Below are 20,616 nucleotides of genomic sequence, written 5' to 3'. Positions count from 1 at the left end.
GTAAGGGGAGGTCGACGGCCCGCCCGCACCTTGACGGCAGGGGCCTGCGCACCCGGAACCCCGCCGGCACCGGCCGCACCGCCCGGTCACGAAGTGGCACACCGGGCGGAAATGCGCTAGGGAGTGTCCGCAAAGTAGCGTCGGCCGCCCGGAGGCGGGACTTCGCGGACGCGACCTAGGGGGTGTCTTGCCGATCAGGACACCCGCCGGGCGGGGCGCGGCGCCGGAGGAATCACCGTTTCGAGTGGTCAGGCACCCGGCCGGGCCGCGTCACCGCCGGGGGCCGCGAGGCCGGTGAGCAGGACGTCGAGGGCGAGGTCGGTCGCCTCGGACAGCGGGGTGTCCTCCAGGAGGGAGCCGACCGCCAGGGCCGCGAGGCCGTGGACGGTGGAGAAGGCGACCTGGGCGAGGCGGTCCGGCTCACCCGCCCGTACGACACCCTCCCGCTGCGCGAGGGCGATGAGCCCGGCGGCGATCCGCAGGCTCTGGTGGCCGAGCTCGCGCAGCTCGGCGCTGGAGTCGTCGGCGTGCTTGACCGTGAACATCAGGCTCAGCAGCGGGGCGTTCGCCACGGCGAAGGCGACGTAGGCGCGCCCCATGCCGGCGAGCCGGGCGGTGACGGGGCCGGGCTCGTCGACCGCGGCCCGCAGACCCTCGTTGAGGCGGGTGAAGCCGCCCACGGCGAGCGCGTCGAGCAGTGCCTGCCGGTCGCGGAAGTGGCGTCCGGGTGCCGCGTGGCTGACACCGAGGTCCCGCGCGAGGGCGCGGAGGGACAGGCTGTCCGCCCCGGACGTCGCGAGGACCACCTCCGCGCGCGCCAGCAGGGCCTCTCGGAGGTTGCCGTGGTGGTAGGGCGAATCGGCGTCGGCCAAGGCGGCCTCCCCTCAGTCGATGTTGTCATTGACAACAATGTTTGCTCTGCCTACATTCGAATTATCGTCCATCGGCCGGAACACCGGAACGGAGCGCGCCGACCATGTCTATGACATACCGCGGAACCACAGCCCTGATCACCGGGGCGAGCGCAGGACTCGGCGTCGAGTTCGCCCGTCAGTGGGCGGAGCGCGGCGCGGACGTCGTCCTCGTCGCCCGTCGCGTCGAGCGGCTGGAGGAGGTGGCGGCGGACCTGCGGCGCCGGTACGGGGTGACGGCCCGCGCGGTCGCCGCCGACCTGGCCCGGCCGGGCGCCGCGGCCGAGCTGCGCGCGGAGCTCGACCGGCTCGGGCTCCCGGTGCACACCCTGATCAACAACGCGGGCTTCGGCAGCCACGGCCCGTTCGCCGACCAGGACCCCGCACGGATCGGCGAGATGATCCAGCTCAACGTGACGGCGCTGACGGAGCTGACCAGGCAGTTCCTGCCGGACCTGACCGCCGACGGCCGGGGCGCCCTCGTCACCGTCGCGAGCGCGGCCGCCTACCAGCCGACCCCGGCGATGGCGGTCTACGGCGCAACCAAGGCGTTCGTCCTGAACTTCACCGAGGCCGTCGCGTACGAGACGCGGTCCTCCTCGCTGCGGGTGCTGGCCGTCTCGCCCGGCCCGGTCCGCACCGAGTTCTTCGACGTCGTCGGCAGTCAGGACGCCGCCGTCGGGCGGATGGCCACCCCCGAGCAGGTCGTCACGGCGGCCCGCCGGGCGCTGGAGCGCGACAGGACGCCGCCCAGCATCGTCGTCGGCATCGGCAACCGGCTCTCCGCGACGGCGTCCGCGCTGGCTCCGCGCCGCCTGGCCCTGACGGTGGCGGGGCGGGCCCTCAAGGCGTGACGGGGCGGCCCGACTCGTCCGGGCGGGCCGCCTGCCGCACACTGGTGTCGTCCGGGGAGCCCGGTGTGCGGGGAGGTCCGGCATGGTCATCAGTCACCACATCAGCGACGGAACGCTGCACGTGCGGATCCTGCACGAGCTGAACGTCACCGACCGGGCGGCGGCCGCCCTGCAGATCGAATCCCTGGTCCACGCGCACCGCCCCGAGCGGGTCACGGTCGAACTGCCGAGCCGCTCCCCCTCCCCCATGACCTTCAGCGCACTGGCCCGCGCACAACGGATGTGCCAGAGCCTCGGCGTCCCCCTCACCGCGACGGCCCCCGGCGGACGAGCCCCGCTCTCCCCCTTCGGCCCCGACGAGTCCGGCGCCCCCCGCCCCCACTGGCTGGAACACGGGGCGCGCCACAACCACTGACCCGCGGGCGACGACGCGGCCCGGCCGGGCCACGCCTCTCGTCGTCTTCCACCCGCGCGGATCGAGCCCGTTGCTGGACCGCATGCGCAAGACGCACCAGACGTTCACCGAACGCCGGGACAGGGCCCGGCGCCGCGGCGACGCCGAGCAGGTGCCGCACCCCTTTCACCCCGCGCCCGGTGGGCTGATTTCCTGGGGTTACGACTACAGCGCCGACGAGCACTTATGTGGACCAGTACCACGGCATCGAACCGGAAGCCCTGGAGTTGCTGGAACCGGAGGACTTGGCGGAACTGGTCGCCGCCGGGAGACCGGCCCCGTTCAGCCGAGCTTCGAGCCGTTCTGATCCCGTTGTGGCCGATGCCGCCCACGGCGACAGGCGAGGCTGCGTGCCCGGTCGCGCCGTCAGGAGTACCAGGACATGGGCTAGTTGAACGGATCCAGCGTCATGAAGGCCTCCTGGGGGTTGGCTTCGTGGACCAGTGACTCGTGGGCGCCCACGTCGTCGAAGGCGAAGCCGTAGGCCTTGCCGTCCGCCATCTGGGCGTGGACGAGGCGGGAGTAGTGGTTCGTGACGGCGTCGCGGTAGAAGCCGGCGCCGTTCGCGTCGGGCTGGTTCGGGTTGGTCAGGAGCGTCGAGCGGTTGAAGCCCGCGCACAGGGTGCGGGAGATGGGGCCGCGGACGGTGTCGTTGGGGGCGTCCAGGAGCTTGTAACAGCCGAAGACGCTGTCGGAGTCGGGCTTCTGGAAGCTGGTGACCACCGCCCCCGAGCCGTTGGTGAAGTTCATGACGTTGCCCGAGACCCGGCCGTAGTACTTGGTGTTCGGTTCGTTCGCGAACGGCGTCACGGTGAGGGTGGAGGAGCTGTACTTGCTCCAGACGCGGTTGATGTAGTCGTTCATCGTGCCGGCCGGGATTCCGCCCGCCTCGATGCCGTGGCCGGGCGAGAGCGCGCGCAGGGGGGTGCCGTCGGGGCGGTTCTGGATCAGGCCGCCCCAGCCGGCCGACCGCAGCCCGGCGAAGACGGCGTTGTACCCGCCGGCCTTGAGGTGGCCGGCGCTCTTGACCGTGCCGCCCGGCGCCTTCGCACCCACCGCGTACGGGGCGGAGAACATGTCGACCTGGGTGCTGTTGATCCACAGGCCACCGTCGTTCAGGGTGTACTCGGACCAGTTGAACAGGATGTCGCGGTTGGGGTCGGAGGAGTTCTGCACGGCGGGCTGCACCAGGCCGCCGCTGGTGAGCTTGAAGACGAGCTTCTGTCCGACCGAGAAGTAGACGCGTCCGGAGAACTTGGGCATCCGGATCGTCTTGGTCTGCCCGTTGGCCGGGCCGGCGATCGCCGCATCGGGGGCGGGGGTGGGCGGATTGCCTCCGGCGGGCCAGGGGTGGAACGTTCCGTTCGCGTCGGCCCAGCCCTGCCGGCCCGACGCGAGCTGGGTGCCCAGGTTGTAGATGTAAACGGGCTCGTTGCGTCCGGAGTCGTTCTTGATGGTGAGCGGAATGGTCGCCGGGACGGCCTCGGCGGAAGGCGGCGGACCGAAGAACAGCACGCCGGCGCCGACGGACACCGCCGCGACGCCGAACACCAGCGCTTTCGACGAGCGGGACACTCTCATCCTCCTTGTGTGGGGGGGACCTGCCGATGGGACCGGGCGCGGGCAGGGGTCGACGTATTGAAGCGTGAGAGCGCTCTCAGACTGCGATTGCGTTCAACTTCTGTCAATACTCTTGACACGGCCTCAGTGGTCAGAAGGCGTAACGGATCCGGAGCCACGGGGCGTGGGCGGCCACGAGCGCGCGCATCGTCGCGACGGCCCCGGCCTTCACCTCGCCCCGGTAGCGGACGTTCCAACTGCCGTTCTCCGAGCGCTTCGGCTGCTGGATGCCGGGCCGCCAGAGGACGTCCTCCGCGCGCGGGTGCCAGCCCAGGTTGATGTCGTGCAGGTCCTTGTTGTGCGTCAGCATGATCACTTCGGCGGCGGCCTGGTCCTTCACCCGGGCGGGCAGTACGTCGTCCAAGTGCCGGAGCAGGAGGGACCAGTCCCGTTCCCAGCCCGGGCGCAGGACGACGGGCGAGAGGTTGAAGTGGACCTCGTAGCCCGCGTCCAGGAAGTCTCCGGCCGCGGCGATGCGGCTCTCCACCGGGCTGGTGCGGATGTCGAGCAGCTTGGAGTCGCTCTGCGGCATGAGGGAGAACCGCACGCGGGTACGGCCGCGGGGGTCCAGGAGGAGCAGGTCGGGGTTGACGAACTTGGTGGCGAAGGACGCCTTGGCGGCCGGCCAGCGCGCGAAGGCCCGTACCAGGTCGGCCACGTTGTCGCTGATCAGGGCGTCGACCGAGCAGTCGCTGTTCTCGCCGATGTCGTAGACCCATGCGGTCGGATCGCACTGGTTGGCCTCGGGCTTGGGGCCGAGGCGTGCGAGGTGCCGGGAGAGGTGGGCGATGGTGCGCTCGATGTTGGTGAAGACGGTGATCGGGTTGGCGTACCCCTTGCGGCGCGGGACGTAGCAGTAGGCGCAGGCCATGGCGCAGCCGTTGGCGGGGCCGGGTGCGATCCAGTCCGCGGAGCGGCCGTTGGGCCGGGTGGTGAGCGTCTTCTTCTCCCCCAGGACCAGGGTCTCGGTCTTGATGCGGACCCAGCGGTCGACGTTCCCCTCGTTGCCGTGGAGGTCCGGGATCCGCCAGTGCGAGGCGACGGGGACGATCTCCGCGTCGGGGTACCGGGCGAGGACCTGCCTGCCGCGCGGGGAGGCCGCGGCTGCGGGCTCGGCGAAGATCGCCCGTACGGACAGCAGCCTGCGCGCGGTCGGGGAGTCCCGGAAGAGCGGGCCGGCGTCCGCCTGCGCGCGGGACGCCGGCCCGGTGTCGATGTCCTCCAGGCCGAACAGGGTGTCTGCCGCGCCGTCGTCGGGTCGGCCGGCGGGCGGGTGGGCTCGCATGTACGTCTCCTGCGGGATCAGGGACCGTCCACTGTAGGCCCGGGAGGTGCGTGGGGCGGGCACCTGCCCGAGGCCGGGACACGCACGGCGGTCGGCGCGCTCGGCGCGGTCACGGTGTGAAGAGGACCTTGACGGCCCCGTCCGCCTTCTTGCTGAACATCTCGTACGCGTCCGGCGCCTCTTCGAGCGGCAGCCGGTGGGTCGCGAAGTCCTCCACGCCCAGCGGGTCCCCGTCGGTGAGCAGCGGGAGGATGTCGTCGACCCAGCGCCGTACGTTGGCCTGCCCCATGCGCAGCGTCAGCTGCTTGTCGAACATGGTCAGCAGCGGCATCGGATCGGCGGCGCCGCCGTACACCCCCGACACGGAGACCGTGCCGCCGCGGCGTACGAGGTCGATCGCGGTGTGGAGCGCGGCGAGCCGGTCGATCCCGACGCGTTTCATCAGGGCTCCGGCGAGGGCGTCCGGCAGGAGTGCGGTCGCGCCCTGCACGGCCGCGGCGACGCGGCTGCCGTGGGCCTCCATCCCCACGGCGTCGATCACGGCGTCGGGACCCCGGCCGCCGGTGAGCTCGCGGACGGCGTCCACGAGGTCGTCGCCGCCCTGCCGGAGGTCCAGGGCGTGGACGCCGCGCCGGCGGGCCCGGTCCAGGCGTTCCGGGACCAGGTCGACGCCGATGACCGTGCCGGCGCCGCGGTGGGCCGCGACGCGGCAGCTCATGTCGCCGATCGGCCCCAGGCCCAGCACGGCGACGCTGCCGCCCGGCGGTACGTCCGCGTACTCGACGGCCTGCCAGGCGGTCGGCAGGACGTCCGACAGGTACACGAACCGTTCGTCGGACGGCCCCTGCGGGACCTTGACGGGAAGGGCGTTGCCGAACGGCACCCGCAGGTACTCGGCCTGGCCGCCCGGCACCTGGCCGTAGAGCTTCGTGTATCCGAAGAGGGAGGCGCCGCTCCCGTGCTCGTGGACCTGTGTCGTCTCGCATTGGGAGTGGAGTCCGCGGGCGCACATGTGGCACGTCCCGCACGAGATGTTGAAGGGGACGACGACCCGGTCCCCCGGCTTCAGGGCGGTGACTGCCGGCCCCACCTCCGCGACGACTCCCATCGGTTCGTGGCCGAGGATGTCACCGGCGTCGAGGAAGGCGCCGAGGACCTCGTACAGGTGCAGGTCGGATCCGCACAGGCCGGTCGTCGTGATCTTGACGACGATGTCGTCGTCGGCGCGGATCGTGGGGTCGGGCACCGTGTCGACGCGTACGTCCCGCTTGCCCTGCCATGTCAGAGCCCTCATGACGCCTCCTCCTCGCCCCCGGGGATTTCTCCGTGCACCAGGCGCGTGCCCGCATCCGCCCGGGGGAACCGGGCGCGGCGCGGTCACCTCTCCCGCCCCGGCGTGCGGTCGGAGGCGGGCCAGACGTACGGCAGGTCGTCCGCGACTTCGGGGAAGTGCGGGCGGTAGAAGTCCGGGTCCTTGCGGACCAGCGCGGACTGGTGGCTGCGGTGGAAGTCCGGGGCGCCGAGCCAGGGTGGGAGGTCGCCGTCGTCGGCCAGCTGCCGCTGCGTCCTCGGCTCCGCGCCCGGCAGCCAGGCCCGGAAGTCCTGGACCAGGGTGACGGCGCAGGTGTCGGCGCGTCCCTCGGCCGTCCAGGCCCGGCAGACGTCCAGCCCGTACCGTACGAGGGCCTCCTCGTAGCCGGTCCACATGCGAACGGCCGGGTGCCTGCGCCATCCGTAGTCCGGGACGATCAGGCCGCGCAGTACCTGGAGGGCCTCGACGCGCTGTTTGCCGAGCCTGCGGGCGTCGAGCACGGCTGCGGACGCCCGGAACGACGGGAACGGGAGGAAGGTCTGCAAGGGGTCTCCTCCTCGTCTCCGCGTCCCTGCGTCTCTGCGTCTCTGCACCTCCGGCCGGCCTTCGACCGGCCCATGGCGCGCGCCTGCCCTTCGGGGTGCTGCCGAAACGGCGTCCGGAACCGTCTCCCGCGGGGCTCCGGGCGCGCCCGGCATGATCGGCGGGGCACCCCTACGATGGGAGGCATCGAGGGTGCGGGTGCAACCCGGTAGGAGAGGAAACGGGTTGAATCGGTTCGCCCGGCTCGCCACGCGGCTCCTGGCGGTACCGCTGGGGCTCGTCTGGCTGGAGCCTGCAGCAGAAGCCGCGGGCGCGGTCCCCGAATGCTGGCCGGCCGGGGCGGCACCCGACCCGGCCGTACTGGCGTGCTGCCGGTGGGTCGCCGAGGACGGGCGGCCCCGCTTCCTGTCGCATGCCGGTGGCGGCGACGGCCCGCCCTTCGCGTTCGGCGGGGTGCCCCTCATCGGGGGTTCGGGGGAGCTCCTGGGCGTCCTCGCGGTCGCGGACCGCGACCTCCGGGCGTGGAGCGAGGACGACGTACGGGACCTGTCGGACCTCGCCGCGGCGTGCAGCGCGCAGATGCGGATGCGGTCGCGCTCCGAGACGGTCCGTCAGGCCCGCGAGGCGGCGGAGGACGCGGCGCACGCGGCGGCGGGGGAGGCGACCCGTGTGCACGAACTCCTCAACCGGTCCGAGCTGCTCCTGCGGGCGTCGGAGGACCTCGCCGGCACCAGCGGTCTGGAGGACGTGCGGCGCCAGGTCGGGGACCTGGTCGGCGGGGACCTGGGGCCGGCCCGCATCGACCTGGTCCTGGTGCGGCAGGGGATGCTCCACCACGTCCCGAGTCCCGTCGACGGCGGTTTCGCCGCGCCCGGCGGGGCGGGCGTGGCCGGCACGGCGGGCGTGACCGGCACCGAGGCCTTCCCCCTCGGTTCGGACTGGCCGGTCGCACGGGCGGTGCGCGAGAACCGGATGATCGTGGTCCATGCGCCGCCGGAGAGCGGCGGGGCCGACGCCACTGCCGGCCGCCCACCGGCCACCCCGGCGTTCGACGCCCTGGACCACGGCACGGCCGTCTGCCTGCCCCTGCGCGGCACGCACGACACCCTCGGGGCGCTGGTCCTGGGCTGGGACGCCCCGTACGGGATCGGCGTGGACGAGCGGGCGGTCCTGACCACGCTCGCCGGCTACACGGCCCAGGCCGTCGAGCGTGCCCTGCACCTCGACGAACGGGTGACCGTCGCCCGGCAGTTGCAGCGGGCCATGCTCACCGAACTCCCCGACGTACCCGGCCTGGAACTGTCGGCCCTGTACCGGCCGGCCGGGCAGCACGACATGGTGGGGGGTGACTGGTACGACGCCTATCCCCTGCCGGTGGCACCGGGTGCGGACGCGGCGGGCGGGCTGGCACTGACGGTCGGCGACATCACCGGGCACGACATGCGGGCCGCCTCCCTCATGGGCCAGGTACGCAGCATGCTGCGCCAGGCCGATCACGACCATCCGGGCGACGGCCCGGACCAGGTCCTCGGCGCGCTCGAACGGGCCTGCCGCCGGTTGCACCTCCCGGCCAGCGGCACCGCCCTGCACGCGCATCTCACTGCGACGGGCGCCGGCCACTGGCTGCTGAGGTGGAGCAACGCGGGTCACCCCGCCCCGCTCCTGGCCGCCGCGGACGGCACCGTGGAGAGCCTGACGGAACACGACGTGCTGCTGCACCACGCCCTGGAGCCGGGTCCCCGCACCTGCGCCGGCCGCTCCCTGGCTCCGGGCAGCACCCTACTGCTGTACACCGACGGGCTGGTGGAGGAGCCGGGCGGAGACATCGAGGACAACGTCGGCCGGCTCGCCCACCGCCTCGCCACCGCGCCCCCGGACGTTCCGCTGGACGTGTTGCTCCGCTCCCTCCTGGACGCCGTCGCCCCCCGGGACGCCCGGGACGACGCCGTCCTGTTCGCGGTACGGGTCTGCGCTCCCTGACGGGCCCGCGAGGACGAGGGTGAGCAGCGCGGCCGCAGCCGCCAGGGCGACGAGGGCGGCGTACAGGTGGGCCGCCGTCCGCAGTCCGTACGACTGCGTCAGGACGCCCGCGCCGACGGCCGGCAGGCTCATCGCCACGTACGAGAGGACGTAGTACGCGGCCAGCGTCGTGCTCCGGTCCGACCGCGGGACCGGGGCCAGCACCATGCGCATCGAGCCCTGCGTGACCGCGCCGAAGGCGGCGCCGGCGAGCATCGCCGCGGCGAAGACCGCGGGCAGGCTGACCAGGTGCATGCCGGCCAGGGAGAGGGCCACGGCGGCGGGGACCGCGCCGCTGCCGAGGAGGGTGGCGGTGAGGGGGCGCAGAGCGCGCGTGATCCAGACCGTGACGGCCGCCGACAGGCTCAGGGTGAAGAAGACCATGCCGCCCGCCGCCTGCGGGGCGTGCGGGGCCACGAGGCGGACGAAGGACGGGCCGAGGGAGGAGTAGAAACCGCCGAGCGCCCAGACGGCGACGACGCCTGCGCCGCTGATCAGGAACGCCCGTCGGGCGGGCGGGGAGACGGCGACGCGCGGACGCAGGGAGCGCCATGCTCCGGCGTGCGGGCGGGCCGTCTCGGGGAGAAGGGCGACGGCGACGGCCTGGAGGAGGAAGACCAGCATCAGGGTGAGGTGGACGGTGACGGTGGGTCCGGGTGCGTAGCGGATGAGCAGGGTGGCGGCCAGGACTCCGGCCGCCATGCCGGCCGCCGGCGCGATGCTGTTGGTGAGGGCGGAACGGCCGGGGCTTCCCGGCGGGTCGAGGTCGACGAGGGCGGCTCCGGCCGCGCTGGTCGCGGCGCCGGTGGCGAGTCCCTGCAGGACGCGGGCCGCCATGAGGGCGCCCGCGCCGTCGGCGCTCGCGAGTGCGGCCGTCGCGGACGCCTCCAGGGCGAGCGAGCCGATGAGGACGGGGCGTCGTCCGAGGTGGTCCGACAGGGCCCCGGTGGTGAGCAGTGCGGTCAGCAGGGCCAGGGCGTAGGCGCTGAAGACCACCGTCACGGTGAGGGCGGAGAGCCCCCAGCGGTCCTGGTAGACGGGGTAGAGGGGGGTGGGTGCGCTGGAGGCGGCCAACAGGGCGATCAGCACGGACGCGTTCAGGGCGAAGGGCAGGCGCTTCCCCATCGGCAGCTCCTCACTTAAAGCGTATGGTTAGCTTTAAGCGACGCTACCGCTCGATGCGCATCTAACGCAAATAATTCGCTTTAAGGCGCCTGGAGAGCCCCGTGAAGCAGGAATTTTGCTTTAAGCTGCCGCCATGAGTCGCAAACCGATGGTTCGCCCCGGCGGCCGCAGTGCCCGCGTCCAGGAGGCGGTCCACTCCGCGGTGCGCGAGCTCCAGGCGGAACTGGGCCGCGCGGAGCTGACCATTCCACTGGTCGCGGCGCGCGCCGGAGTCACCCCGTCGACGATCTACCGGCGCTGGGGCGACCTGCAGGAGCTGCTGTCGGACGTCGCCGTGGAGAACCTGCGGCCGGACACGCCGCCGCGGGCCCATGGCAACCTGGCTGCGGACCTGCGGAGTTGGGCCGAGCAGTTCATCGAGGAGATGGCCTCCCCGGTCGGCCGCGCCTACATCCGCGACGCCCTGCTCGGGGCTCCCGACGGCGACAACGCCGCGCGGTGCTCGCAGTACGCGGCGGAGCAGATCGCAGTCGTGCTCGCCCGGGCGGCGGAGCGCGGTGAGGGCGCCCCGGGGGTCGAGCTGGTCCTGGACCGGGTCGTGGCGCCGATGATGTACCGCATCCTCTTCCGCCCCGGCGACCTCACCGCCGACTACGCGCGCGGGCTCGTGGACGGCCTCCTGGACGGCTCCGCCGCGGGTCGCTGACCCGTCAGGGCGTGGCGTCCGCGGCCTCGCCGGGGACGGGTTCGAGCCGGTAGGCGGCGCCGTCGGTGACCACGCGACCCGCGGTCGGCGGGGGGAAGTGCGTGCCGAGGAGGAGCGCGCCCGTGTCGGCGAGCGAGGCGAGGAGCGAGCGGCGGGTCGCCTCGGCGCGCTCGGGGTCGATGTCGACGCAGCTGCCGATCTGGGGGTGCGCCAGCTGCACGGGGTGATGGATGCAGTCCCCGGTGACGAGAGCCGTGGCGTCACCACTGGTCACCCGGACGGCCACGTGGCCGGGCGTGTGCCCCGGGGCCGACACCAGCTCCAGACCGGTGGCCAGGGCGACACCCCGGGCCGGTACGTCGACCGCTTCGAGCAGCCCCGCCTCGTCGACCGGGTGCACGGAGTCGCGGAACATGGCCGCTCGCGCGTCGTCCATGTCGTAGGCGGCCCAGAAGTCGTACTCCGCCTTCGAGGTGAGGTAGCGGGCGTTGGGGAAGGTCGGCACCCAACTGCCGTCGACGTCGCGCGTGTTCCAGCCGACGTGGTCGGTGTGCAGGTGGGTCAGCACGACCAGGTCGACCGACTCCGGCGGGAATCCGGCGAGCGCGAGGCGTTCGAGGTAGTCGGTGCGCAGGTCGTGCCACGCGGGGTTGGCGCGCGTCTTGCCGTTGCCGATCCCCGTGTCGACGAGGACGCGCAGCCCGTCCACGACCATCGCGAAGCTGTGGCTGTCCAGGCGCAGGACGCCGTCCCGGTCGGCGAAGTCGGGCCGCAGCCAGTCCCGTCCGGAGACGACGTCGGCGGTGGCGGCGGGCAGGAGCCAGGGGCCGGTCTGCGAAGGCAGGGGGATCTCGTCGATGCGGTGGACGGTGACGGAGCCGACCGTCCAGGTCGGGGCGACGGCGGGCGGTGCTGCGTGCACGGTGGGACCTTCCTTCGTCTGCGGTCTGCGGGGGGCGAGCGCCCACCTAAAAGCGACTGGTTCGCTTTTAGGTAACCTAGGCCCTGCCCTCAGCTAACGCAACCTGTTAGCTTTTAGGTCCGGTGAACGTCCACCACCCCCTCCCCCTCGGCCCGTTCAGGAAGGACACCCATGTCCGCAGACGACCTCACCCCTCCGGAGGCGGCCCGCTGGGCCGCACGCTCCGGCCTCCCCCTGGCGCCCGAACGCCACGCGGGAGTGGCGGCCACCGCCGAACACATCCACTCCGTCGTGTCCGTCCTGCGGGAACTGGACTTCGGGGACACACCGCCGTCCGCCGCGTACCGCGCGGGAGGGGAGCAGCACCATGGAACCGTATGAACTGACCGTGGCCGGGGCCGCCGAGGCGGTCCGGGCCCGCCGGCTGTCGCCCGTCGAGCTCGTGGAATCGGTACTGGATCGCATCGAGCAGGTGCAACCGCGCCTGGGCGCCTACGTCTCGGTGACGGCGGACCGGGCACGGCGTTCGGCGCGACGCGCCGCCGAGGAGATCGCCGCGGGTGGGGCCACGGGCCCCCTCCACGGCATACCCGCGGGCCTGAAGGACCTGATCGACGTGGCGGGGACGGCCACCTCGGCGAGCTCGCGGGTACGCGTGGACCACCGGGCGCGGGCCGACAGTACGGTCGCCGCACGGCTCTCCGCGGCCGGGGCGGTGTTCGTCGGCAAGACCCACACCCATGAGTTCGCCTACGGTCTGACCACCCCTCAGACGGCCAACGCATGGGACCGGAGCCGGGTGGCCGGCGGATCCAGCGGCGGGTCGGCCGTCGCGGTGGCGGCGCGCGCGGCGACGTTCGCGCTGGGCACCGACACCGGCGGGTCGATCCGGGTGCCCGCCTCCCTGAACGGGGTCGTCGGCCTGAAACCCACGTACGGGCTGGTCCCCCGGCACGGCGTGACCTCCCTGTCCTGGTCGCTCGACCACGTCGGGCCCATCACCCGCACCGTGGAGGACGCCGCCCTGGTCCTGGCCTCCCTGGTGGGCCACGACCCGCGCGACCCGGCGTCCGTCGCACCGCCGCCCGGCGACTACCGGCCGGGCCCCGGCACGGACCTGACGGGGCTCCGGGTCGGCGTGCCAGGCAACTACTACTTCGACCACGTCCACCCGGACGTCGAAGCCGCGGTACGGGGCGCGATCGCCCGGCTGGAGGCCCTGGGCGCGCGGCTCGTCGACGTCGAGATCCCGATGACCCGCTACATCCGGGCGACCCAGTGGGGGCTGATGGTGCCCGAGGCGTCGGCGTACCACGAACGGACGCTGCGGGCGGTGCCCGACCTCTACTCCGCGGACGTACGGGTCCTGCTGGAGGCCGGCGAGCTGGTGACCGCGGGGGACTACCTGCGTGCGCAGCGCGCCCGGACGCTCGTGCGGCGGGCGTGGCTGGACATGATGGACATGGACGCGGTCGACGTGATCGCCGCGCCCACCGTGCCCATGACGGCCGTCGACGCCGGGCAGACCGCCGTGACCTGGGGCGACGGCACGGTGGAGAGCGTCTCCGACGCCTATGTACGGCTGTCGGCCCCGGCGAACGTCACGGGCGTCCCGTCGCTGACCGTCCCGGTCGGCCTGGACCCGCAGGGCCTGCCGATCGGCATGCAGCTCATGGGGAGGCCCTTCGGCGAGGCGGCGGTGCTGCGCGCGGGGCACGCGTACGAGCGGACGGGCACCGCCCGCGACCTGGTACCGGCGGCGTAGCGGCCCGGCCCCGCGTCAGGGTCAGGCGTCAGGCGTCAGGCGTCAGGCGGGCTCGACGGTGACGATGCCGTACACAACGAAGGAGCCGGCCGAGACCAGCAGCAGTGCGAGCCGGACGCCGGAGAGCCGAAGGGCGAGCGCACGCGAGCGGTCGGTACCGGCCCGCGAGAGCAGGACCGCCGTCCCGGCCAGCGACGAGACCAGCAGGAGGGCGGACAGGAAGAAGGCCAGGGCCCTGGGCGAGGTGGGCTCGGTGGCGGGGCCGTGGTCCTCCGTGATCCCGGGCAGCAGCGCCCCCGTGGCGCACAGCACGAGGGCCGTGAAGAGGGATGCCAGGGCATCGAAGGAAAGGGTGAGGGCCCAGCCGTCGGACAGCCGACGGGACGGGCGCGGCGTCCGGTTCACCGGCATGCGTTTCTCCGTGAAATGGGGCGGGGCGAGCGCGGGGGCGCGGGGCGGTCGACGGTCGCCCCGCGTCCCCCTCCCGAGGGCCCGGCTCGGGACGATCCCGGTGGTCGGGAGCAACGTACCGCCCCGAGCGGGCAGTTCGTCCGCGCGGAACGGACAAGGGGGGACACAACCGTCCCCTGGTGAGGCACTTCACGCCATGGCCGGGATCGCGTTCGCCCGTGCGGGGCGGTGTGCCGGGGGACGCGCGCCCGGGGCGGCCGCTACGGTGGACGCATGCGGCTGCTGCTGACCTCGGACACGCACGTGCCCTCGCGGGCCAAGCGGCTTCCCGAGCGCCTGTTGACGGCCGTCGGCGAGGTCGACGTGGTGATCCACGCCGGGGACTGGACCGATGAAGCCACCCTCGACGTGCTGGAGTCGAGGTCGCGGCGGCTGATCGCCGTGTACGGCAACAACGACGGGCCCGCGCTGCGCCGCAGACTGCCCGAGGTCGCCCGCGCCGAACTCGGCGGCCTGCGCTTCGCCGTCGTCCACGAGACCGGACCCGCCGCCGGACGCGAACGCCGCTGCGCCGCGCTCTACCCCGACGCGGACGTCCTGGTGTTCGGCCACAGCCACATCCCCTGGGACTCCACCGCCCCGGGCGGGCTGCGCCTGCTCAACCCCGGCTCCCCCACCGATCGCCGGCGCCAGCCCCACCACACCTACCTGACCCTCACCGCCGAGGACGGCGCCCTGTGCGACGTCGTCCTCCACCGACTGCCCGTGTGAGGCCCCGGTAGGGGTCCCGGGCACGCGTGTCACTCCGGATCGTTCCGGATGCCCCGTCCCGCGCTCTCCCGACTAGCTTGTCGGCGCCCGTCAGACCGACCAGTCCGGAGCCCGGGGAGCCGCGATGCCGACGACCGCCACCGATGACCGCCGCCCGACCGGCACCGTACTCGGGCACCTCGAACGACGGGTTCTGTCCGCGGTCGGCTGCGGGTTGCGGGACGACGAGATCGCCGCCGCCCTCGCCCTCCCCGAGGACGCCGTGGCCGGACACCTCGCGCGGATCCTTGCCGAACTCGGCCTGCGCGACCGCGCCGCCGCCATCGTCCACGCCTTCGACTGCGGCCTGGTCGCCCCCGGACGTGGCCCCCGTACCCGGTCGGCGGGCCCTGCGCCGCAGACCGCCACCGGTCGGGCGGCCGGCCCGAGGCTACGGATCTCCCTGCTCGGGCCACTGCGGGCGACGCAGGCCGGGCGGTCCCTCGATCTGGGCCACCTCCGCCAGCAGGCCGTCTTCGCGGCGCTGGCCCTGGGCGCGGGGCGGATCATCAGCCGGGACGAACTGCTGGGCGACGTATGGGGGATGGAGCCGCCGGCCGCGAACGTGGTACCGGTGTACGTCTACCGGTTGCGCAAGGCCCTGCGGACCGGCGGCGGCCCCGACTCGGTCATCGAGCACGCCCGGCACGGCTACCGGCTGGTCGCCGACGCGGTGGACGTGGACGTGGCGCGCATGGAGGAACTGGTCGCCGACATCGGCAGGGCCGAGCGGGCGGGCGAACCGGCCGAGGCGGCCCGCCTGTGCGCCCAAGCGCTGGAGCTGTTCCGCGGGGAGCTGTTGGCCGGCCTGCCCGGGCCGCTCGCAGAGCTGGAACGGATGCGGCTCGGCGAGCGCCGGATCGCCATCGTGCAGCGGAAGCTGGAGGCGCAACTGCGTCTGGGACAGGAGTCGGAGGCCATCGCCGAGCTGTTCGCCCTCTCCTCGGCGCACCCCCTGAACGAGCCGATGGCCGCGATGCTGATGCGGGCGCTGTACCGGGCCGGCCGGCAGGCCGACGCGCTGACCGTGTTCGATCGGGTCCGCCGCCGGCTCGCCGACGACCTGGGGGTCGCGCCGAGCCGGATGCTGCGGCGGACCCGGCAGATGATCCTGCGCGGCGACGAGGACGTCCCCGGCCCCACCCCGCCGGCCGGTCGGACGCCGCCTATGCCGACGACGCGGCCGACACGGCCGACGAGGCCGAACAGCTCGGCGCCGACGCGCCGGATGTGACTACGCCGGATACCAGGCGCCGTTGTACCAGACCTCGTTGGCGCTGTCGTTGTGGTGGTCCATGTTGAAGTCGGCGGGGTAGTTCTTGACGTGGTTCTCCGGGTAGGTCCAGATGCCCGCGGACTCGTCGCAGACGTAGTCCCAGTGGCAGATCGTCTTGACCGGGATGTTCCCGAAGAACTTGTCGGCGCCGGCGAGCGGGGCGCCGACGAAGCCGCCGAACGGCACGGCCCCGCCGTTGGCGCCGGGAGGGCCCTGGCGCTTGGGGTCCGAGATGAGGACGGCGTTGACGTTGTCGAAGGTCTGCCAGTTCTCGGTGACCCAGATGTGCACCACCGCGGCACCCAGGGAGTACCCGCCCATCTTGACGTGCTGGCCTGGGCAGGCGGCACGCTGGTCACGGACGAGCCGGTTCAGCTCGTTGACGCCCGCCCGCGCGCTCGCGCCGTTGGGGATCTGGGTGGGATACCCCACGTGCTGCTGGATGTTGCCGTAGAAGCCGTCGTTGTTCCACGAACTGCCCGTGCCGCCGACGACGATCGTGTAGGTGCCCTCGCACGGAGCCGCGGCCTGCGCCGCGGGCGCCTGTACCACCGAGATTCCGGCTGTCAGAAGAAGCCCGGCCGACGCCGCCGCCATCCTGCGTGCTCGCATTCGATCCTCCCCAAGTAGTCGGCCCACGGGTCCGCTTACCGATGCGGTACGCCGTCGGCCGAGGTCACCGGACGACAGTGGCAGCGGCCGATGACATCCCGATGAAACCCGGGCCATCGGCATTTCATCGGCGCCCCCTACCGTCGGCCGCCGGCGACCGGACAGCACCGGCCGGCAGCGCCGGGCACCCCACCCCGCGACGGAAAGGGCACCCCCGTGTCGAGAATCGGCTCATGCCGCGTGTTCACCAGACTGGCCGTCATGGCCGGGATCTGGGCCATGGTCATCGCGATGACCCACTCGCCCGCCTCGGCCGGGCAACGGTCCGTTGTGGACCCGGGCGGTCAACGCGCGGGCGTCTCCCGCTATTTCGGCGGCCCGCAGGGGTTCGCCATTCCGACCGTCCCCTGTGACCCGGCCGGACCGTCGGCATCCGACGGCGTCATGGCCGACCAGCTCAACCCGCAGCTGCACGCGAAGATGGCCGGCTACCTGAACGCCTACAAGATGTCCTGCGCGCGGATGGTCACGCAGGCGGTGAAGGACCGGGGGCTCAATCCCCGGGCAGCCGCGATCGCCATCGCCACGATCATCGTGGAAAGCAGCATGAACAACTACGCGCAGGCCGTCGACTACACGAGCCTCGGACTCTTCCAGCAGCAGGACTGGTGGGGTACGCGGGAGGAGCGCCTGAACCCGGCGCACGCCACCAACGCCTTCCTCGACGCGATGGAGCAGCAGTATCCGGGCGGCTCGTGGAACAACGAGGCCATCGGCGAGGTGTGCTGGCACGTCCAGCGGCCCCGGGAGGACCTGCGCGGCCTGTACGCGATCGAGGCGGACGACGCGACGCTCATCGCCAACGCCCTGTGGTCCGGTATGAGCAGCGGCCCCCGGCACCCGTACGCCTCGGGCCGCGTGGTGTCCGGGCGGTCCGCGGACGGACGCCTGGAGGCGTTCGCCGCGGGCGCCGACGGCGTCTACCACTCGTGGCAGACCGCGGTGAACGGGGACTGGTCGCAGTGGCGGTTCGCGGGCGGCCCGCGCAACGCGCAGCTGGCGGTGGCGGCCAACGCGGACGGGCGCCTGGAGTTGTTCGCCCTGTCGGACAGCACCTTCGACCACATGTGGCAGACCGCGCCCAGTGCGGGCTGGTCCACCTGGGAGAACTTCGGCGGCGGAGGCCACCGACTGGCGGCGGGCAACAACGCCGACGGCCGCATCGAGGTGTTCGCCTCCAATCCCAGCGGGGTCTTCCACCGTTGGCAGACCGCACCCAGCGGCGGCTGGGCCGGCTGGGAGGGCACCGGCGGCGGCCCGGCCGACGCGCGGCTCGCCGTCGAGAACGCACCCGACGGCCGGCTCGAGGTCTTCGCCCTGTCGGACACCACGTTCGAGCACCTCTACCAGACGGGCGTCAACGGCGGCTGGTCCACCTGGGAGAACTTCGGCGGCGGCGGACGCGCCGTGGCCGCCGGCCGCAACCAGGACGGCAGGCTGGAGGTGTTCGCGTCCAACGCGAACGGCGTCTTCCACCGCTGGCAGACGAGCCCGACCGCCTGGTCCGAATGGACGGGCACCGGCGGGATCTCCAACGCCGAGCTGACCACCTCGCGTTCGGTCGACGGCCGCGTGGAGGTGTTCGCGATCAACGCCGGCGCCGCGAAGCACGCATGGCAGACCGGCCCGAACGCCGCGTACTCCCCGTGGGAGGACTTCGGCGGCGGCGGCACGGCGGTCGGCGCGGGCAACAACGCCGACGGCCGCATCGAGATCTTCGGCACCAGCCACGCCGGCGTCTACCACCGCTGGCAGACCGGGTTCACCACCTGGTCGGAATGGGGCTGGCTGAACGGTTCGGGCCCCGCGATCAACTAGCCGTCCCCGCGCCCGCCGCCCGTACGCCGCCGCCGGGGCCCGGCCCGTCCGTCGGGCCCCGGCCGTGGTGCGCGCAGTCCAGACGCGCCAGGTCTGCCGGCGAGGGGCACAGTGCGCCCGCGGCCACGTTGGCGGCCAGGTGCTCCGGGTCGCCCGTGCCGGGGATCGCCAGTACGTGCGGCCCCTGCCGCAGGGTCCAGGCCAGCCGGACCTGCGCCGCGCTCGCCCCGTGCGCCCGTGCGACCTCCAGCACCGCGGAACTTTCGTCCCCGCCCGCACCGGCCTGCCGCCCGGTTCCGGCGATCGAGTAGAACGGCACGAACGCGACGTCCTGTTCACCGCAGGTCCGCAGGAACTCGTCCTGCCCGGGCTGAACGCCGATGCCGTACAGGTTCTGGACGCACACCACCGGTGCGATGGCCCGGGCCTCGGCCAGGTGGTGGGGCCGGACGTTCGACAGGCCCAGATGGCGTATGAGGCCCGCCTGCCGGAGCTCCGCCAGCGCGCCGAAGCGTTCGGCGACGGAATCCGTGCCGACGATCCGCAGGTTCACCACGTCCAAGTGGTCACGGCCGAGCTGGCGGAGGTTCTCCTCCACCTGGCCGCGCAGCTGGTCGGGGCGGGCGTGGGGCAGCCATTCGCCCGACGGGTCGCGGCCGGGCCCGACCTTGGTGACGATCACCAGGTCCTCGGGGTAGGGGGCCAGGGCGCGGTTGATCAGTTCGTTGGCGGAGCGCAGCGGGGAGAAGTAGAACGCTGCGGTGTCGATGTGGTTCACACCGAGGTCCACCGCGCGGCGCAGCACGTCTACGGCCTGGCCTCGGTCGCGCGGGACGGCGGCGCCGACGAGGGCCTCGCCCCTCTGCGCCAGGCGCATCGCGCCGAAACCGATCCGGTTGACCGTGCGGTCGCCGAGCTTCCAGGTACCCGCTGCTGTGATCGTCTGTGAGGTCATGCACGGGATGATGGGCGGCGGGTAGGCTGCCGGGCCATTGGTTAAGGCATGTGTGAATCCTCGGCGTGACGGTGCGGGCGGTGTGGGCGGTGCAGGCTGAACTGGCTTTTTCCGTGGGTGACTTGGCCTGCATGAGGTTCGTGGTCTCGCCGATGTGGGAGGTCGGGCCCAGCATGCGCCTGCTCCGGTCGGGGCACGAGCACCCCGTGCACCGGGCCTGGACCGCACAGGTCCGGCCGCGCCTGGCCGCCGCCGGGCTGGACCGGGGCTGGCTCGCCGAACTGGTGCCGCCCTCGGGGTACGTCCCGGACTTCATCAATCCGGCGCCCGCCGGGGCCTCCCCCACCCTGGCGGAGGAGCTCGCCGCGATCCGGGCCACACCTGCCGACCGCCTGCGCGGGGAGCTCGACCGGCTGCGCGACGAGCAGGGCCGTCTCGGCCCGAGGCTCCGCGTCCTCCACGACGATCCGGGCCGGCTGGACCGGGTCGTGGAGGAGATCGAGACCTATTGGGAAGTGGCCCTGGCGCCGTACTGGGTACGGATCCGGGCGGTGCTCGACACCGACGTCTTCCACCGTGCCCGGCAGGTCGCCGAGCACGGCGCCGGCCGCCTCTTCAACGAGCTGCACTCCTCCGTGAGCTGGGACGACAGCACCCTGCGGCTGGCCGACCGGCGCGGTCCGCTGTCCCGGCGGGCGGCCGGCGCCGGGCTGCTCCTGATCCCCTCGGTGTTCACCGGGCCGGTCCCGTTCACCCGCGTGGCGCCGCCGGACCCGCCGCAACTGGCCTATCCGGCACGTGGCGTCGGCGGGCTGTGGATCCCGCGGCGGCCGGTCGGGCGGGGCTGCGCCCTGGCCGCCGTACTCGGCCGCTCACGGTCCCTGCTGCTGGCCGAGCTGGACTCCCCCGCCACCACGACCGAACTCGCGGCCCGGACGGGGCTGTCGGCGGCCGGGGTGTCACAGTGCCTCACGGCGCTGCGCGACGCGGGCCTGGTCAGCGCGCACCGGGCGGGGCGCAGCGTGCTCTACGCCCGTACGTCCGTGGCCGAGGCGCTCCTCGACGCGTCTGCCGCTCCCTCTCCCTGATCCCGGCTGCTCGGCAGGACACTCCCTAGCGGACCGGCTGCCCGCTGTCAGTCCGGAAGCTTCCGGGGGC

At 73.2% G+C, this 20,616-nt stretch carries 19 protein-coding genes and 1 pseudogene; 10 read left to right on the top strand and 10 right to left on the bottom strand.

The window, feature by feature from the left end:
• Window positions 1-248: 248 nt before the first annotated feature.
• Window positions 249-872: a TetR/AcrR family transcriptional regulator gene (locus IG86_RS0123495; protein ID WP_037848232.1), complete on the bottom strand. Its 624-nt coding sequence runs from the start codon at window positions 870-872 to the stop codon at window positions 249-251.
• Window positions 873-976: 104 nt separating this feature from the next.
• On the opposite strand from IG86_RS0123495, the gene IG86_RS0123490 reads away from it, so the two are divergent.
• Both IG86_RS0123490 and IG86_RS0123485 read left to right on the top strand, forming a co-directional pair.
• Complete coding sequence (locus tag IG86_RS0123490; RefSeq protein WP_030821953.1) at window positions 977-1,765, top strand: SDR family NAD(P)-dependent oxidoreductase; 789 nt, start codon at window positions 977-979, stop codon at window positions 1,763-1,765.
• 82 nt (window positions 1,766-1,847) lie between these two features.
• Window positions 1,848-2,180 (top strand): hypothetical protein, encoded by a 333-nt coding sequence (locus tag IG86_RS0123485; RefSeq protein WP_063761561.1) that lies wholly within the window; start codon window positions 1,848-1,850, stop codon window positions 2,178-2,180.
• Between the two features lie 426 nt (window positions 2,181-2,606).
• Here the strand turns inward: IG86_RS0123485 and IG86_RS0123480 are convergent, their stop codons facing one another.
• The 4 genes from IG86_RS0123480 to IG86_RS0123465 all read right to left on the bottom strand — a co-directional run bounded on the left by IG86_RS0123480 (window position 2,607) and on the right by IG86_RS0123465 (window position 6,981).
• Window positions 2,607-3,800, bottom strand: coding sequence for a glycoside hydrolase family 64 protein (locus IG86_RS0123480; RefSeq protein WP_051785353.1), 1,194 nt, complete (start codon window positions 3,798-3,800; stop codon window positions 2,607-2,609).
• 130 nt (window positions 3,801-3,930) lie between these two features.
• Complete coding sequence (locus IG86_RS0123475; RefSeq protein WP_030899333.1) at window positions 3,931-5,124, bottom strand: spore photoproduct lyase family protein; 1,194 nt, start codon at window positions 5,122-5,124, stop codon at window positions 3,931-3,933.
• 109 nt (window positions 5,125-5,233) lie between these two features.
• Entirely contained in the window at window positions 5,234-6,418 is a 1,185-nt protein-coding gene (locus tag IG86_RS0123470; RefSeq protein ID WP_030899330.1) for a zinc-dependent alcohol dehydrogenase, read from the bottom strand.
• An 83-nt stretch (window positions 6,419-6,501) separates the two neighbouring features.
• On the bottom strand, window positions 6,502-6,981 hold the full coding sequence (locus IG86_RS0123465; protein WP_030821937.1) for an MSMEG_6728 family protein: 480 nt from the start codon (window positions 6,979-6,981) through the stop codon (window positions 6,502-6,504).
• 223 nt (window positions 6,982-7,204) lie between these two features.
• Between IG86_RS0123465 and IG86_RS44540 the strand changes: the two genes are divergently transcribed.
• A complete protein-coding gene (locus IG86_RS44540) occupies window positions 7,205-8,959 on the top strand; it encodes a SpoIIE family protein phosphatase (RefSeq protein WP_051785352.1) in 1,755 nt (584 codons plus the stop codon).
• Between the two features lie 315 nt (window positions 8,960-9,274).
• Here IG86_RS44540 and IG86_RS44535 read toward each other — a convergent pair.
• Window positions 9,275-10,123: pseudogene (locus IG86_RS44535) on the bottom strand (MFS transporter); the annotation flags it as partial.
• Between the two features lie 133 nt (window positions 10,124-10,256).
• Here IG86_RS44535 and IG86_RS0123450 point away from each other — a divergent pair.
• On the top strand, window positions 10,257-10,829 hold the full coding sequence (locus tag IG86_RS0123450) for a TetR/AcrR family transcriptional regulator (RefSeq protein ID WP_078848291.1): 573 nt from the start codon (window positions 10,257-10,259) through the stop codon (window positions 10,827-10,829).
• Window positions 10,830-10,833: 4 nt separating this feature from the next.
• On the opposite strand, the gene IG86_RS0123445 is transcribed toward IG86_RS0123450, so the two are convergent.
• Window positions 10,834-11,751, bottom strand: coding sequence for an MBL fold metallo-hydrolase (locus IG86_RS0123445; RefSeq protein WP_030899315.1), 918 nt, complete (start codon window positions 11,749-11,751; stop codon window positions 10,834-10,836).
• A gap of 171 nt (window positions 11,752-11,922) precedes the next feature.
• Here IG86_RS0123445 and IG86_RS0123440 point away from each other — a divergent pair, with 171 nt between their 5' ends.
• Both IG86_RS0123440 and IG86_RS0123435 read left to right on the top strand, forming a co-directional pair.
• Window positions 11,923-12,132 carry a hypothetical protein gene (locus IG86_RS0123440; RefSeq protein WP_030821922.1) on the top strand — a complete coding sequence of 70 codons (210 nt, stop codon included), beginning with the start codon at window positions 11,923-11,925 and terminating at the stop codon, window positions 12,130-12,132.
• The gene (locus tag IG86_RS0123435; RefSeq protein ID WP_030899312.1) at window positions 12,119-13,516 is read left to right on the top strand and encodes an Asp-tRNA(Asn)/Glu-tRNA(Gln) amidotransferase GatCAB subunit A; all 1,398 of its coding nucleotides are present in this window, start codon (window positions 12,119-12,121) and stop codon (window positions 13,514-13,516) included. Before IG86_RS0123440 ends, IG86_RS0123435 begins: the two co-directional genes overlap by 14 nt.
• A gap of 42 nt (window positions 13,517-13,558) precedes the next feature.
• Here the strand turns inward: IG86_RS0123435 and IG86_RS0123430 are convergent, their stop codons facing one another.
• Entirely contained in the window at window positions 13,559-13,927 is a 369-nt protein-coding gene (locus tag IG86_RS0123430) for a hypothetical protein (protein ID WP_030899302.1), read from the bottom strand.
• A 273-nt stretch (window positions 13,928-14,200) separates the two neighbouring features.
• Here IG86_RS0123430 and IG86_RS0123425 point away from each other — a divergent pair, with 273 nt between their 5' ends.
• Together IG86_RS0123425 and IG86_RS0123420 are read left to right on the top strand one after the other, a co-directional pair.
• Window positions 14,201-14,698: a metallophosphoesterase family protein gene (locus IG86_RS0123425; RefSeq protein WP_030821913.1), complete on the top strand. Its 498-nt coding sequence runs from the start codon at window positions 14,201-14,203 to the stop codon at window positions 14,696-14,698.
• Window positions 14,699-14,822: 124 nt separating this feature from the next.
• Window positions 14,823-15,971, top strand: coding sequence for an AfsR/SARP family transcriptional regulator (locus tag IG86_RS0123420; RefSeq protein WP_078906007.1), 1,149 nt, complete (start codon window positions 14,823-14,825; stop codon window positions 15,969-15,971).
• On the opposite strand, the gene IG86_RS0123415 is transcribed toward IG86_RS0123420, so the two are convergent.
• Window positions 15,972-16,625, bottom strand: coding sequence for a cutinase family protein (locus IG86_RS0123415; protein ID WP_030821908.1), 654 nt, complete (start codon window positions 16,623-16,625; stop codon window positions 15,972-15,974).
• A gap of 291 nt (window positions 16,626-16,916) precedes the next feature.
• On the opposite strand from IG86_RS0123415, the gene IG86_RS0123410 reads away from it, so the two are divergent.
• Complete coding sequence (locus IG86_RS0123410; RefSeq protein WP_385872944.1) at window positions 16,917-18,503, top strand: PLL family lectin; 1,587 nt, start codon at window positions 16,917-16,919, stop codon at window positions 18,501-18,503.
• On the opposite strand, the gene IG86_RS0123405 is transcribed toward IG86_RS0123410, so the two are convergent.
• Window positions 18,496-19,458: an aldo/keto reductase gene (locus IG86_RS0123405; protein WP_078906006.1), complete on the bottom strand. Its 963-nt coding sequence runs from the start codon at window positions 19,456-19,458 to the stop codon at window positions 18,496-18,498. The genes IG86_RS0123410 and IG86_RS0123405 overlap by 8 nt on opposite strands.
• 131 nt (window positions 19,459-19,589) lie before the next feature.
• Between IG86_RS0123405 and IG86_RS0123400 the strand changes: the two genes are divergently transcribed.
• Window positions 19,590-20,546, top strand: coding sequence for an ArsR/SmtB family transcription factor (locus IG86_RS0123400; RefSeq protein WP_051785348.1), 957 nt, complete (start codon window positions 19,590-19,592; stop codon window positions 20,544-20,546).
• Window positions 20,547-20,616: the final 70 nt, after the last annotated feature.

The sequence above is a fragment of the Streptomyces virginiae genome (genome assembly GCF_000720455.1).
GTDB lineage: Bacteria > Actinomycetota > Actinomycetes > Streptomycetales > Streptomycetaceae > Streptomyces > Streptomyces virginiae.
Note: the sequence above shows the minus strand (reverse complement) of the source record. Positions and strands in the feature narration are given on the sequence as shown.